The sequence below is a fragment of the Vibrio pacinii DSM 19139 genome, assembly GCF_000711795.1.
GTDB lineage: Bacteria > Pseudomonadota > Gammaproteobacteria > Enterobacterales > Vibrionaceae > Vibrio > Vibrio pacinii.
Window position 1 is genome coordinate 1 of the sequence record NZ_JONH01000014.1, and the last position, 14,902, is coordinate 14,902.

At 46.6% G+C, this 14,902-nt stretch carries 16 protein-coding genes; 4 read left to right on the forward strand and 12 right to left on the reverse strand.

The genetic code is table 11. The annotated features are described in order from the left end of the window. Window positions 1-164: 164 nt before the first annotated feature. Window positions 165-452 (reverse strand): GIY-YIG nuclease family protein, encoded by a 288-nt coding sequence (locus BS19_RS10055; protein WP_038175064.1) that lies wholly within the window; start codon window positions 450-452, stop codon window positions 165-167. A 65-nt stretch (window positions 453-517) separates the two neighbouring features. Then, window positions 518-1,444: a D-2-hydroxyacid dehydrogenase gene (locus BS19_RS10060; RefSeq protein ID WP_038175065.1), complete on the reverse strand. Its 927-nt coding sequence runs from the start codon at window positions 1,442-1,444 to the stop codon at window positions 518-520. Between the two features lie 70 nt (window positions 1,445-1,514). Between BS19_RS10060 and BS19_RS10065 the strand changes: the two genes are divergently transcribed. Next, entirely contained in the window at window positions 1,515-2,102 is a 588-nt protein-coding gene (locus BS19_RS10065) for a YjaG family protein (protein ID WP_038175067.1), read from the forward strand. Between the two features lie 48 nt (window positions 2,103-2,150). Here BS19_RS10065 and BS19_RS10070 read toward each other — a convergent pair whose 3' ends face one another. Beyond that, window positions 2,151-3,284 carry a CNNM domain-containing protein gene (locus BS19_RS10070; protein ID WP_038175069.1) on the reverse strand — a complete coding sequence of 378 codons (1,134 nt, stop codon included), beginning with the start codon at window positions 3,282-3,284 and terminating at the stop codon, window positions 2,151-2,153. Window positions 3,285-3,612: 328 nt separating this feature from the next. On the opposite strand from BS19_RS10070, the gene hupA reads away from it, so the two are divergent. Beyond that, window positions 3,613-3,885: a nucleoid-associated protein HU-alpha gene (gene hupA / locus BS19_RS10075; protein ID WP_021707210.1), complete on the forward strand. Its 273-nt coding sequence runs from the start codon at window positions 3,613-3,615 to the stop codon at window positions 3,883-3,885. 87 nt (window positions 3,886-3,972) lie between these two features. Continuing rightward, the gene (locus tag BS19_RS10080) at window positions 3,973-4,674 is read left to right on the forward strand and encodes a DUF1481 domain-containing protein (protein ID WP_038175226.1); all 702 of its coding nucleotides are present in this window, start codon (window positions 3,973-3,975) and stop codon (window positions 4,672-4,674) included. Between the two features lie 86 nt (window positions 4,675-4,760). Here the strand turns inward: BS19_RS10080 and purD are convergent, their stop codons facing one another. Together purD and purH are read right to left on the reverse strand one after the other, a co-directional pair. Beyond that, window positions 4,761-6,050, reverse strand: a complete 1,290-nt coding sequence (gene purD / locus BS19_RS10085) for a phosphoribosylamine--glycine ligase (RefSeq protein WP_038175071.1) — start codon at window positions 6,048-6,050, stop codon at window positions 4,761-4,763. A 234-nt stretch (window positions 6,051-6,284) separates the two neighbouring features. Continuing rightward, window positions 6,285-7,892: a bifunctional phosphoribosylaminoimidazolecarboxamide formyltransferase/IMP cyclohydrolase gene (gene purH / locus BS19_RS10090; protein ID WP_038175072.1), complete on the reverse strand. Its 1,608-nt coding sequence runs from the start codon at window positions 7,890-7,892 to the stop codon at window positions 6,285-6,287. A 283-nt stretch (window positions 7,893-8,175) separates the two neighbouring features. Here purH and zntR point away from each other — a divergent pair, with 283 nt between their 5' ends. Beyond that, window positions 8,176-8,586, forward strand: coding sequence for a Zn(2+)-responsive transcriptional regulator (gene zntR, locus BS19_RS10095; protein WP_038175074.1), 411 nt, complete (start codon window positions 8,176-8,178; stop codon window positions 8,584-8,586). Window positions 8,587-8,621: 35 nt separating this feature from the next. On the opposite strand, the gene BS19_RS10100 is transcribed toward zntR, so the two are convergent. The 7 genes from BS19_RS10100 to aroQ form a co-directional block, all read right to left on the reverse strand. Further along, the gene (locus tag BS19_RS10100) at window positions 8,622-9,602 is read right to left on the reverse strand and encodes a GGDEF domain-containing protein (protein ID WP_038175075.1); all 981 of its coding nucleotides are present in this window, start codon (window positions 9,600-9,602) and stop codon (window positions 8,622-8,624) included. Window positions 9,603-9,774: 172 nt separating this feature from the next. Further along, a complete protein-coding gene (gene fis, locus BS19_RS10105; RefSeq protein ID WP_000462885.1) occupies window positions 9,775-10,071 on the reverse strand; it encodes a DNA-binding transcriptional regulator Fis in 297 nt (98 codons plus the stop codon). A 155-nt stretch (window positions 10,072-10,226) separates the two neighbouring features. Continuing rightward, entirely contained in the window at window positions 10,227-11,189 is a 963-nt protein-coding gene (dusB, locus tag BS19_RS10110) for a tRNA dihydrouridine synthase DusB (RefSeq protein ID WP_038175227.1), read from the reverse strand. Window positions 11,190-11,327: 138 nt separating this feature from the next. Beyond that, a complete protein-coding gene (gene prmA, locus BS19_RS10115) occupies window positions 11,328-12,215 on the reverse strand; it encodes a 50S ribosomal protein L11 methyltransferase (protein WP_038175077.1) in 888 nt (295 codons plus the stop codon). 140 nt (window positions 12,216-12,355) lie between these two features. Further along, a complete protein-coding gene (accC, locus tag BS19_RS10120) occupies window positions 12,356-13,699 on the reverse strand; it encodes an acetyl-CoA carboxylase biotin carboxylase subunit (RefSeq protein WP_038175079.1) in 1,344 nt (447 codons plus the stop codon). A gap of 15 nt (window positions 13,700-13,714) precedes the next feature. Then, window positions 13,715-14,164 (reverse strand): acetyl-CoA carboxylase biotin carboxyl carrier protein, encoded by a 450-nt coding sequence (gene accB / locus BS19_RS10125; RefSeq protein ID WP_038175081.1) that lies wholly within the window; start codon window positions 14,162-14,164, stop codon window positions 13,715-13,717. 79 nt (window positions 14,165-14,243) lie between these two features. Further along, the gene (aroQ, locus tag BS19_RS10130; protein WP_038175082.1) at window positions 14,244-14,693 is read right to left on the reverse strand and encodes a type II 3-dehydroquinate dehydratase; all 450 of its coding nucleotides are present in this window, start codon (window positions 14,691-14,693) and stop codon (window positions 14,244-14,246) included. Window positions 14,694-14,902: the final 209 nt, after the last annotated feature.

Genomic DNA, 14,902 nt, shown 5'->3' on the forward strand with positions numbered 1-14,902 from the left:
TGCGCAGCGAAAGTGTAGTAAACCCAGATTCTGAATCACGTTCGTTCCTCAAAGTTCAGAATGACGAGCTTGGCTCTCGTGTTCACTTTACGAGTTCAGGATGACGAGCTTTGACTTTCGTGGTTCACTCTACGGGTTCGGAGTGAAGTCAGTTGTGATAGTAACTAAATAGTGTCATATAAGTCCCGCCAATATGGATTAATACTTTTGATTAGCTCATCTTTCCAGTTTCGGCGCCAGCTTTTGAGTTGTTTCTCACGGTAAATAGCCGCCTCCATAGTTTGATGTATTTCGTAGAATACAAGGCAATTGACATTGTATTTTGAGGTGAAAGAGTCAGATATACTGGTTCTGTGTTGCCAAATTCGTTGCTGAAGTTGACTAGTAACACCTATATAAAGGACATTGCGATTGGCCGAAGACAATATATATACGCAAGGTTGTTTATCCATGAATTTCCCTATCCATATTCTAAATCTATTTCTATCGGTTATTGAGGTGGCTTATTGCCAAGGCATCAGTAACCTTTATTGATATCGATAGTATTGACCAAGCTAAAGCCATCTCGCCAACGTTGGTAATTGTCAGCAAAGATCTCGATAACCTGCTCTGGAAAGCTAACGGCGGCAATGTGAGGAGTGATGGTCAGGTTCTCCTGTTGCCAATAAGGGTGTTGCTCGTCGAGAGGTTCTTGTTCAAAAACATCAACAAAGGCGTGCTCGACGGCGCCATTATTGAGCGCTTCGAGCAGCCCCGCTTGGTGGATCGCATTACCTCGTCCAACATTAAACAGCAGTACATTGTTGCAGTGGGCTAAACTCTCGCTATTCAGAATATGATGAGTTTCTGGAGTGTTGGGTAAGGTGTTGACGACAATATCGGCTTGCGCGAGGGCGGTCGCGAGCTCTTGAATATGGTAGGTGGCAGCAAAAGGGGAGTGTTTCGTTGGGATGCCACTACGATTGACTCCGATAGGTTCAATGGCCAACGTTTTGACCGCTTGAGCAAGGTAGGCGCCAATTGATCCTGTGCCCAGAATCACCATCTTTTTTCCGGTTAGCGATTGATAAGGCTTGGGCGCCCACTGACATTGGCTCTGCTGATGGCGGTAATGATTAAAGTGACGATAATGCTCGATGCAATACCCCAGAACATACTCGCTAATTTGCTGGCCAAAGATGCCTTTGACATTCGTCAGTTGGCCTTCAAATTGATTGAGTTTGGGGACGAGAGCATCGACACCAGCGTAAATCGACTGTATCCACTCAATATGCGAGAACTCATTGATGCGCTTGGCCGCTTTGGGTGGTGAAGCGAGTAGGATGGTTGCTTGGCTTGGATCTGAGGTGATCGCTAAGTCGGGCAGTGCGGCTTGCTCAAGTAACTGCTGGTACTTGTCGTTGTGTTCCGTCATCAGGTAGAGGTTATGAGTAAAATTGTTCATCAGCTTGCTTTTTTCCCTGTTGGTTATCAAGTAAACTCTCGCTGTCTATTTCAGCAACCAATGAGTCTCTATGCTACAGAATCCTCTTCAACTTCGCCTTGAGAAGTTAGAACCCTGGAAACAGATTACCTTTATGGCCTGTCTGTGTGAACGCATGTACCCAAACTACGCCATGTTTTGTGATAGCACCCAGTTTGCACAAGCGCGAGTCTATCGCGATATTATCGATAGTATTTGGGAGCAACTGACGGTAAAAACCGCCAAGGTTAACTTTGAGCATCAGCTAGAGAAGTTAGAAGAGATCATTCCAAGCTCGGAAGATTTTGAGTTTTATGGTGTTTACCCGGCGATTGATGCCTGTGTCTCTTTGTCTCATTTGCTACACGGCCTGCTTGATCGCGATTATCTGTATGAAAACATGCATAAGGTCAGTCAGCAGTCAGTCATGACTGTTGCCCAGCTAGAAGAAGCGCAAAGCGGTGAAGCGATCACTAATGAAAACCAAAAGCAGAATGAATCGGTCTGTGCTGAGTGGGATGTTCAGTGGGCGATTTTTAGGCCGTTACGAGAAGCCGAAGAGCGTGATATTGACCTGATTAAAGACCTGCGTTCTGAGTTGCGCGATGAAGGCGTGAGTAATATTGGGGTTCAAATTTAGAAGGTTATTAGCGACGAGCTCCGAGTTTCTCGAAGCTCGCCACTGGGTCTACGGCTCTTTGCTCTGATTCAGGGGTTGATCCTCTGTTGGGCTGGCCTCGATTTGAGCGGCCGATTCATCTTCGTCCTCATCGTCATCGCGGCTCTCAATCACGCCGTGAGTTTCTTTCCAGCGCTCCCAACGTTCAAAAGCGAGCTCTTGCATGTCTGTCGCGTGGTCGGCTTCATCGACAATTTTCTCTCCGACCAAGTGCTCGAAGACATCTTCCAATGTCAAAATACCCTGAATGGTGCCGTACTCATCGACAATCATTGCCAGCTGTAGGCGGTTGGTCATCATCTGTTCAAATGCTTTCGGCAATCTCATGGTATTCAGCAACACATGCAGAGGGCGCATAAATGTGCCAAGCGGTTTGCTTCCGTGACCAGCTTGCTGCAATTTGAACAGCTCAAGTCGATGGACGAAGCCAAGGATGTTGTCTTTCGATTGGCTATACACCAATGGGCGCGAAAACGGGGTATCTTTATGCTCAATGAGAAAATCATCAATGGTTGTTTCTGCATTGACACGAAATACCACCGGGCGCGGCGTCATCACTTGAGTGACCGGCACATCTTGAATGCCGAGCAGGTTGGTGAGGATTTTTGATTCACCTTCAGCAAACTCGCCACTTTCACGCGCTAAGATCGCCATCGCAGATAACTCGTCACGCATTTTCGGTGGCTGATGGCCACGAGCAAGACGTTTGGTGATTTGCTCTGAAAACCACACAAACGGGGTCAGTGCCCACACCATCCAGCGCAGTACAACTGCCGCTGCCGGAGCAAGTTGACGCCAGTAAGTCGCGCCAATGGTCTTTGGCACAATTTCCGACAGCACCAAAATACCTAGGGTTAACACGCCAGAGAACACCCCCAACCACTCACTGCCAAATACGACAGTCGCCTGAGCACCAGCACTGGCGGCACCAATGGTGTGCGCAATGGTGTTCAGAGTCAGAATCGACGCTAAGGGGCGATCGATATCTGCTTTAAGCTTGCTGAGCTTATCGGCAGCAGGGTGATCTTGTTGGCGAAGCTGAGCTAAGTAACTTGGTGTAATACTCAGTAACACCGCTTCTAAAACGGAGCATATAAACGATACGCCAATGGCAATTGAAACGTATAGAGTTAGCAGAAACATAAATGTCCTATGTCAGTTCACTCGCATCTAACTTTGCAAGAGAAGGGGTGCTTCTCTTACCTGTGCATTATTGATATGAGCGTTTTATATTCGCTTTAAGCCCCACAATAACAGGCATCTTGAGCTTTTGCAGGTTAATAAATAAGGCTAAAAGTGGTTAAAAACAAGTATTAACGTTTGTTGATAGAGTAACAAATTGTGAGTTAATACTCAGATTATGGTTAAAAGTACGTCATGAGAGCGAAAGATCGCTTACAAACCTTTGCCAGATGGGGCATTTATGCTTTAGAGTGAGCTGAATTCGATAACATATGAGAAGGGAAACCTAATGAACAAGACCCAATTAATCGACTTTATCGCAGAAAAAGCAGACCTATCTAAAGCACAAGCTAAGGCTGCTCTTGAAGCAACTCTTGATGGTGTGACTGATGCACTTAAAGAGGGTGACCAGGTTCAACTAATTGGTTTTGGTACATTCAAAGTTAACCACCGTGCAGCTCGTACTGGCCGCAACCCAAAAACTGGTGCTGAAATTCAAATCGCTGCTGCAAACGTACCAGCATTCGTAGCAGGCAAAGCACTTAAAGATGCAGTAAAATAATTTATTACTGAATCCAGAGTTTTAAACTCAAACTGTATATAATACGCCAAGGTAGTCTCTATCTTGGCGTATATTTATTTTATGACGATGAAAAAATTACTGACCTCTGTATTGGTTACTGCTCTTGTTGTTGGCTGTTCATCACAGGTGACAACCGCTAGTCTTGAGCAGTTTTCCAACTACACAGGGGGGCAAACCATCGGTGATGCAACCAGCTTATACTGGTATACCGAGCGAGCGACCTTTCCTTATTCTGCCGGAGACTATGTCAGCGCCGGAGACTATGGTTGGTATCAAAGCGACTATCGCTGGAGTGATGGCAACCTAAGAGAGCTGATTCGCCAAGGTGAGCAGTTAAAAGATAACCTCGTTTTAGTGCCGTACCGTATTCATGTGCGTTTCGATAAGCAAGGTGATGCGATTTATCAGCAGTATCGCCTTGATGGTAAGGTACTGCCGCTTAAAAATGATAAGTTGCAATGGCTACAGCAAGAAGCGCGCAATATCCCACAGCTGACTAAAAGCCAATCAAGTAATGGATTAAAATTAATTCAGGGCTATTGGGATGGTTCGACCTTTGAGACCTGCTCGGGACGAAGCTACGACCAAGTTGAATTTAATGAGACATTGCCAAGTTTTGTAGTGAATCGCCTTTCGACGCTAGACAGTTACGTCGCTTTTTTGGGTACCACACGCAATAGCAAGATTGTGGTTAATCAGCTTCTGATGCTCGCTGATGATGATCATGACTGTATCGAGCAGCCTAGTTTGATTGAAGACGAGTTGTAGAGTGCTTCAATCAAAATATCAAACAGCAAAAAGGCTTGGTCTTATGACCAAGCCTTTTTAATTATACGCTGCTCGAAGCTTAAGGCTTATTGCTGCTGTTCGCGTTCAATCGCTCGGTAGCCAATGTCATTGCGATGGAACATTCCGTTCCAGCTAACTTGCTTAGTTAACGCGTAGGCGCGTTCCTGAGCCTCAGAAACTGTGTTACCAAGTGCCGTGGCACAAAGAACACGACCGCCGTTTGTCACAACATCGCCAGCCTCGTTATTTGTCGTACCCGCGTGGAAGATTTTCTGTCCTTCAACTTCACTTGTTGGCAGTGAAATAACATCACCTTTTGCATAATCAGCAGGGTAACCGCCAGCGGCAAGAACAACACCGATAGACGCGCGTGGATCCCATTTCGATTCTGCTTCGTCGAGCTTCTCGTCAATCGCCATTAAACATAGCTCAACAAGATCCGATTCCATACGCATCATGATAGGCTGCGTCTCTGGATCACCAAAGCGGCAGTTGTATTCGATCACTTTTGGTGTGCCGTCTTTATCGATCATCAGGCCCGCGTAGAGGAAGCCAGTGTAGGGTGCGCCTTCTGCATCCATACCGCGAACGGTTGGATAAATGACTTCTTCAAGAATACGGTCGTGGATTTCTGGTGTTACCACTGGCGCTGGAGAGTAGGCACCCATACCGCCAGTATTGGGGCCAGTATCTTTGTCGCCCACACGTTTGTGGTCTTGGCTGGTGGCCATAGGAAGCACGCTAGCGCCATCAACCATAACGATGAAGCTGGCTTCTTCGCCTTCAAGAAACTCTTCGATAACAACGCGGCTGCCCGCTTCGCCAAAGGCATTACCTGCCAACATGTCTTTAATGGCGTCTTCGGCTTCTGCAAGGGTCATTGCAACGATAACACCTTTACCAGCCGCCAGACCGTCGGCCTTAACCACGATAGGCGCACCTTGCTCGCGAACGTAAGCCAGTGCTGGCTCAATCTCAGTGAAATTTGCGTAGTGACCCGTTGGGATATCGTGACGTGCTAAAAAGTCTTTAGTGAAGGCTTTCGAGCCTTCAAGCTGAGCGGCCGCTTGAGTTGGACCAAAGATAGGTAGGCCTACTTCGCGGAAGGCGTCAACCACACCGATAACCAATGGCGCTTCAGGGCCTACGATGGTGAGTTCGATTTTCTTCTCTTGCGCAAATGCGACTAAACCAGCGATGTCTTCAATGCCAATGTTGACGTTCTCCAGTTTAGGCTCAAGTGCAGTACCTGCGTTACCTGGTGCAATGAAGACTGTCTCAACATTTGGGTTTTGTGCTGCTTTCCAACCTAGCGCATGTTCACGACCGCCAGCACCAATAATTAAAACTCGCATATCTAATTCCTTAAAACTAAATTTTGTCATTCCAGAAACGAGGAACGAGTTATCTGGAATCTAGTAATTACATTCGCGTCAATGGATTCTGAATCACGCTCGTGCCTCGCTGTTCAGAATGACGACAAGTCATTGCTATTTCGCCTAGCTCCGAGAGAGTCCTCTCCAGGAGCTAGGTGCTAGCAACTCGCCTCCTATCCCTAGGAACTCGTCTCTAGGAACTAGGACCTTTTTCTAATGACGGAAGTGACGCATACCAGTAAAGATCATCGCCATACCATGTTCATCTGCAGCTGCGATAACTTCATCATCACGCATAGAGCCGCCTGGTTGAATCACACACTTAATCCCTGCTTGTGCTGCAGCATCAATGCCGTCACGGAATGGGAAGAAAGCGTCAGAGGCCATCACACAACCTTCAACTTGCAGACCTTCGTCAGCAGCTTTGATTCCAGCGATCTTGGCTGAATAAACACGGCTCATTTGGCCGGCGCCAACACCAATCGTCATGTCGCCTTTTGAGTAAACAATCGCGTTAGATTTTACGTATTTGGCGACTTTCCAGCAGAATAGGGCATCTTTTAGCTCTTCTTCCGTTGGTTGACGCTTAGAAACCACTTTAAGGTCATCTAGGCTCACCATGCCTTGGTCGCGATCTTGCACCAGTAAGCCACCATTTACGCGTTTCAGGTCAAAACCAGTTGTCTTGGTTGACCATTCACCACATTCAAGCAGACGAACATTTTTCTTCGCCGCTACAACTTCTACCGCTTCAGCTGAAACCGAAGGGGCGATAATCACTTCAACGAACTGGCGCTCAACAATAGCGGTTGCTGTTGCAGCGTCTAGCTCTTGGTTGAAGGCGATGATGCCGCCGAATGCAGACGTTGGGTCAGTTTTGTATGCACGATCGTATGCTTCTAAGATGTTGCTACCGAGTGCTACACCACATGGGTTAGCGTGCTTAACGATGACACAAGCTGGCTGGTCGAACTCTTTCACGCACTCAAGTGCTGCGTCAGTATCGGCGATATTATTGTAAGAAAGGGCTTTACCTTGGATCTGGCGAGCCGTTGATACAGAAGCTTCTTCAGGGTTGGCTTCTACATAGAAAGCGGCATCTTGGTGGCTGTTCTCACCGTAGCGCATGTCTTGCTTCTTGATAAACTGCTGGTTGAACGTGCGAGGGAACTTGCTCTCTTCATCACCTTCCTTGCTTTCTGTTGCAGAGGAGGCACCGTAAGATGGAACCATAGTGCCGAAGTAGTTGGCGATCATGCCATCGTATGACGCAGTGTGTTCAAATGCAGCGATAGCGAGGTCGAAACGAGTTTCTAGCGTTAGAGACTTATCGTTAGCATCCATCTCTGTGATAACGCGGTCGTAGTCGTGTGCGTTCACGACGATAGTGACGTCTTTGTGGTTTTTTGCTGCAGAGCGAACCATTGTTGGGCCACCGATGTCGATGTTCTCAACCGCGTCAGCAAGGGTGCAACCTTCTTTAGCAACGGTTTCTGCGAATGGGTAAAGGTTAACAACAACCATGTCGATTGGGTTGATGCCATGCTTTTCCATCACATCATCGTCTTGACCACGACGACCAAGCACACCACCGTGAACTTTTGGGTGAAGCGTTTTCACGCGACCGTCCATCATTTCAGGGAAACCGGTGTAGTCAGAGACTTCGGTTACTGAGATGCCTTGCTGCGCTAGAAGGCGGGCTGTGCCACCTGTTGATAGAATATCTACGCCACGCTCAGCAAGAGCCTTGGCAAATTCTACGATACCAGTTTTGTCTGATACGCTAATCAAAGCGCGGCGAATAGGACGAGCGATAGTCATGCTTCCATTTCCTCAAAGTCACAGAGTTAATACGTAATAAAGATATTTGCCAAAAATGAACTTGTTCTTACGCTTTGTTATCGAGAAAAGGTAAGATATTGGCCAGTTTTGGTAAAGACCTTTGCCATCATCAATGATGAAAAGTCAGTCTCTGAGTTTGATGGCGCACATTCTAACTAATTTATTACAAAAAAGCTCGCGCAATCGTTTGGCATCGCAAAAATAATTGTAAAAACCGCGAGTTTGGATGGCAAACGTAACGAAAGCGTTAATAGGGAAGTTTATGTTTCAGATTGGAGAATTGGCAAAACGCTGCAATGTAACCGCCGACACGTTGCGTTTTTATGAGAAAAATCGACTGCTTAAGCCAGCGGGTCGCAGTGAGTCAGGCTATCGTTTGTATAACCAAGAAAACCAAAAACAAGTCAGCTTTATTCTAAAAGCGAAGGATTTAGGTTTGAGTCTCGATGAGATTCGCGAGTTGCTAGAAATCAAACTGGAGGCGACTGAGCACAGTTGCTTTGAAGTGAAGGCCATCACCAGTGCTAAATTGTTAGTGATTGATGAAAAAATTAATGAACTGACACGCATACGCAGCGCGTTAAAGAAAATCAATGATGCTTGTTGTGGCCATGATAATGATGATGCAAGCCACTGCTCTATTCTGACGGCGTTGGATGCTAACGACGCCTAGTCTCCATCCCCAACTCGGTATAGCAATATTGAACGCTAAGAGGCTTTGAGTATCTTGGCTTTCAATTTAGCGTTGGTCTTAATTGTCGGCAGGTTATCGTAATATAGCGTGACTTGATTACGCCCAGTCTGTTTCGAGTAGTACATCGCTTTATCGGCTTGCACTAGCAGCTCTCTTACCGAACACACTTGACCATTCAGTTCAGCGATACCAATGCTCACGGTTGGATAAATGATGTGCTCATCAACATGACATGGTGTTGACTCAATGGCGTGGCGAATTCTCTCGGCAATATCGTACGCTTGTATTGCGTTAATATCGGTTAGTACGATACCAAACTCTTCTCCCCCCAAACGGCCAATATAGTCACTGGCACGGATCATTTTGTGGCAGAGATGAGCGACTTGAGTGATGACTTCATCACCAGATAAATGACCAACCTGATCGTTAATCTCTTTAAAGTGGTCGATATCTATCATTAAGCAGGTGAGAGCTTGTGGCTGAGGTTGATTGAACGCCCGCTCTAAGTTGATCATAAAGGCGCGACGATTCAATATGCCAGTCAATTCGTCCGTTTCGGCCAGCTTAGTTAATTCGACCTGTTTTAAGTAGCTTTGGGTGATTTCACGCTCTTGCCACAACACATACTGAGCACCATTAGCAAGCGTAATCGGTTTTAGATTGGCTTCAAACCACTTTTCTTCTTCCCCATCCCAAGCTTCTAATTGCTTTATCGACATCTGCAATTGATCACAGGCGAGCATCGCATAGTGAAATTGCTGTTTTTGACCGCTAGTGAGTGCTTGCGTTAAGTGAGTGGTGAACGTGTCTGCTACAGGCTGTGATAACAACTGACGATAGTGATGATTGATGGTTTGGGATTGAGTCAGGCTAGTTGATGAAGAGGCCCCACCAAAGCCATCGACAATGATTCCTGCGGCATTTACGATCAATAAGCGATCAGGTAGTTCTCTAAGCATCATGCTTAGCCATTCTTCCTTTTGCATATCAATCATATAGAGCGCTCAAAAATCAGTGTGATTTTTCATTATATCGGTCACTTTTTCATAAGCAATTGCGAGAGATCACAAACTGATGAATTATTGACCTATTATCAATATTTCTGATAATAACAAGCCGGGCTCACAAAGTGAGCCCGGCTTTTATCGATAAGTAACGAATGAACGATTAGTTCATGCCGTATTTCTTAAGTTTTTTGCGAAGAGTACCGCGGTTGATACCCATCATAGTTGCTGCGCGAGTTTGGTTACCGCGAGTGTATTGCATGATGGTGTCTAGTAGTGGCTGTTCTACTTCTGCGAGAACTAATTCGTATAGTTCTGTGACTTCCTGACCGTTCAGTTGAGCCAAGTAGTTTTTAAGAGACGCTTTAACAGAGTCACGTAAAGGCTTCTGAGTAATCTGGTCTTGTGACGTTACTGTAGTTACTGTTAATGCTTCTGAAGTCAGATTTTGTTCGAACATATTCGGTCTAGCTCTTCTCTTAATTATGATGCAACGTTATACCCGTCATATATGTCGTCGCAGCGTGGTTGACTGCGTAAATCTTGCCTAATCAAATAGAATCTCTATCTTCATCGGGCTGAACTTACTTGTCGCCTAGCTGAAACGCCAACTATTCAGGCTAAATCAAAGTAACCTTCTAATGCCTCAATTTGCAGCTCGGCTGCATCAAGTGCGTTGAAGGTACGGCGAAACTCACTCGCTTGCTCATGTTCTTTTAAATACCAACCTACGTGCTTACGCGCGATGCGGGGACCTAAGTACTCACCATAAAATTCATGGAGAGCATGAACGTGACCGAGCAGAATGTCTTTTACTTCCGAATTCGGAAGTTCAGGCATCGTGGTGCCGTTTTCCAAAAAATGCTGGATTTCCTGAAAAATCCACGGACGTCCCTGTGCGGGGCGCCCAATCATTAAAGCGTCTGCACCGGTGTACTCCAGTACATGCTTGGCTCTCTCTGGACTATCGATATCACCGTTAGCGATAACCGGTATCGAGATTGCCTGCTTGACCGCTTTAATGCTGTCATATTCCGCCTCACCTTTGTACATGCAAGCCTTGGTACGCCCATGGAGCGCTAAAGCTTGTATGCCGCAGTCTTCGGCTAATTTCGCAATTTGGACGCAGTTTTTATTGTCTGTGTCCCAACCTGTCCGAGTTTTCAATGTCACAGGAACATCGACTGCGTTCACTACCGCGAGCAGAATCTGTTTAATGATGTCTGGGTGCTGTAGTAATGCAGAGCCGGCAAGCTTCTTGTTCACTTTCTTTGCTGGACAGCCCATGTTGATATCGATGATTTGCGCACCATTTTCAACACTAAACTGAGCAGCGTCGGCCATCAGCTGTGGATCGGCTCCAGCAATTTGTACCGAGCGAATACCTGACTCGCCTTCATGTACCATGCGTTGCTTCGATTTAGACGTTTTCCATAGCTTAGGATTTGACGACATCATTTCACTGACGGCCATTCCTGCACCATAACGGAGACACAACTCACGGAACGGTCTATCGGTCACACCTGCCATAGGAGCAACGATGAGATTATTCTTTAGTTGGTAATTTCCGATTTTCAAAACGTCTTCACACTGTGAACCAGCAAGGGCGCGCATTTTACGCATTTTTTTGCGCCGTGAAAAGACTAATATTTGAGCATTTACAAATTGTTTTTGTAAAACGCCTAAAAATCAGTCAATTAGCTCGCAAAGTCTTGTCTAGCCTTGCTTACGACCCGAGATGCGACACCATTCACTCTGCTCTTTGATAGGATCAATGTGAAACGCATCACGGTAATAATTAGCAACATCTTCGGCTTGCGTATCGAGCACACCCGACATCGCCAGTTGGCCATTTGGCTTAACTAATGACTGAATGACTGGCGAAAGTTCACGCAGTGGGCCAGCAAGAATGTTGGCGACCACCACATCAGCGACCAGATTCTGTGGCTGATCTTGGGGAAGGTAAACATTCAGTTGGTCAGCGACGCCATTACGTTCGGCATTATCTTTTGAAGCAAGCAATGCTTGAGGATCAATGTCGATGCCGATGACTTTTTCGGCGCCCAGTTTGATCGCAGCGATCGCTAAGATGCCAGAGCCGCAACCAAAGTCGATGACGGTTTTACCGCTTAGGTCTAGTTGCTCTAGCCATTCAAGGCATAATGCAGTCGTTGGGTGGGTGCCTGTACCAAAGGCTAAGCCAGGGTCGAGCATAACATTGACCGCATCAGGCTCTGGTACATCACGCCAGCTAGGGCATATCCACAGACGCTGACCAAACTTGAGAGGGTGGAAGTTGTCCATCCACTCGCGTTCCCAATCTTTATCTTCCAACTGCTCGACTTTATAAGCAAAATCCTGAGGCAATAAACCGCTTAGTTTGGTTTGTTCGATGATGAGGTTGGTATCGGCTTCAGCGTCATACAGCGCAAGAATATCAGTATCGCCCCACAGACGCGTTTCACCAGGCAGAGGCTCGAATACCGGAGTATCGTGAGCATCAAGAAAGGTGACAGATAACGCCCCTGTCTCTTCCATTAACATATCGCCAATCTGTTCAGCGTTTTGGTTGGTCGCGTTGAGTTTAATTTGAATCCAAGGCATGGGATTGTGCTCTTACATTGATTAAAGTGAATTGGCGCAGAGTTTAGCAGAATTGTGCAGCTTTTATCGACGAATCGCAGCGGCGTAAACAAAAAATGCTCACCGAAGTGAGCATTTTATTAGCGTAAGTTGAATCTCAATTATTGTAAACCGAGCTTCTTCTCTAGGTAATGAATGTTAGCACCGCCGTGTTGGAAGTTTTCATCATTCATGATGCTTTCTTGCAAAGTCACGTTAGTTTTGATGCCTTCAATAATCATTTCACCTAGGGCATTCTTCATGCGAGCAATCGCCACATCACGGTTCTCACCGTAAGTGATCAGCTTACCGATCATCGAGTCGTAATGCGGAGGCACTGTGTAGCCTGCATAGATGTGTGATTCCCAGCGAACCCCCATGCCACCTGGCGAGTGGAAGCGTTCGATTTTACCTGGTGAAGGTAAGAAACGTTCTGGGTCTTCAGCGTTGATACGACATTCGATGGCATGGCCGCGGATCTTGATGTCATCTTGTGTGAATGACAAAGGTTGACCCGCTGCAACGCGCAGTTGTTCTTTGATGAGATCGATACCAGTCACCATTTCGGTCACTGGGTGCTCAACCTGAATACGCGTGTTCATTTCGATGAAGTAGAACTCACCGTTCTCGTACAAGAACTCAAACGTACCCGCGCCGCGGTAGCCAATTTCAAGACAGGCACGCGTACAACGTTCACCGATGTATTTACGCATTTCTTCAGTGATGCCTGGCGCAGGTGCCTCTTCAACAACCTTTTGGTGACGACGCTGCATTGAGCAGTCACGTTCACCAAGGTGGATGGCTCCGCCTTGACCATCAGCGATGATCTGCACTTCAACGTGACGAGGGTTTTCTAGGAATTTTTCCATGTAAACCATATCGTTGTTGAAACAGGCTTTCGCTTCTGCGCGCGTCATTGCGATGGCTTCAACAAGATCTTTTTCGCTGCGTACCACACGCATACCACGACCACCACCGCCACCAGAGGCTTTGATGATGACTGGGTAACCGATGCGTTTAGCATGGGCTCTGTTCTTCGTTTCGTCGCCGTCAAGTGGACCATCAGAGCCAGGTACACAAGGTACGCCCGCTTTTTTCATGGCCGTGATTGCTGACACTTTATCACCCATCATGCGGATGGTGTCTGCTTTCGGGCCGACGAAAATAAAACCGCTTCGCTCGACTTGCTCAGCAAAGTCAGCGTTTTCGGACAGGAAACCGTAACCAGGGTGGATGGCGACTGCGCCAGTCACTTCTGCCGCTGAAATGATGCGCGGAATGTTTAGGTAGCTGTCGATACCACGAGCAGGACCAATACAGATTGCTTCATCAGCAAGCAGTACGTGTTTTAGATCACGGTCAGCGGTTGAGTGAACCGCGACCGTTTTAATCCCAAGTTCTTTACATGCGCGAAGAATACGAAGTGCAATTTCACCTCGGTTCGCGATGACTAATTTATCTAGCATGAGAGAGAGCCTCTATTATTCGATAACAACAAGTGGTTGGTCGAATTCAACTGGCTGACCGTCTTCTACTAGGATAGCCGTTACCACGCCTGACTTGTCTGATTCAATCTGGTTCATCATTTTCATTGCTTCAACGATACACAGCGTATCGCCAGCTTTAACACTTTGACCCACTTCAATGAAAGATTTCGAATCTGGACTTGGTGAACGGTAGAAAGTCCCCACCATTGGAGAAAGAACCTGATGACCTGTAGGCGCCGCTGGTGCTGCAGGCTCTACTGCCGCTGGAGCAGCAGGAGCTGCTGCTGGAGCCGCGACAGGTGCTGGTGCGTAATGAATAGGCGCTGGAGCTGCAGCGCCGTGACGGCTGATGCGCACCGATTCTTCACCTTCAGAAATTTCTAGCTCAGCAATGCCAGATTCTTCGACTAACTCGATAAGCTTCTTGATTTTACGGATATCCATCTTTTCTTTCTCTTTTATCTTGTGAATAAGACAGCTCAATACTGAACTGCAGAGTGTTTCGTACTTTACTGTTGTGCTGCTATTGAGCTTGCAGATGTTTAATCGCAGCAGACAGAGCGAATTGGTAACCTTGTGCACCTAGACCGCAAATCACCCCTTGTGCCTTATCAGACAGATAAGAGTGATGGCGAAACGGCTCTCGAGCATGCACATTGGATAAATGTACTTCGATAAATGGGATAGCAACGCCAAGCAGTGCGTCTCTTAACGCCACACTGGTGTGGGTAAAAGCGGCAGGGTTGATGATGATAAAATCCACCTGGTTGTAGGCGGCATGAATCGCTTCGATCAACTCATATTCACGATTAGATTGCAGATGTTTTAGCGTTACACCTGCGTCATGAGCTTGTTCGGTTAATGTGTCGATAATCTGCGCTAAGGTAGAAGAACCGTAATGTGCCGGTTCACGTAGACCTAATAGGTTTAGATTTGGACCATTTAAGACAAGAATGCGTGAGTTTGCTGTCATTGTGCTGCTATCTTCCTACTTCATGAGATGAATTGGAATATTCCCATATTATCGCGGATTCAGCCTACTAAATTCGGTTGAAAAAGTAGCGAATCTTTGAAATAGACCCAGATTATAGCTAATTCAGCGCAAATCGCAGCAATTTACTGGTCTAATCTCCCAGCTTGGCGTCGGAAATTTGCAACCAAGGTAACATTTCGAGTGAGGAT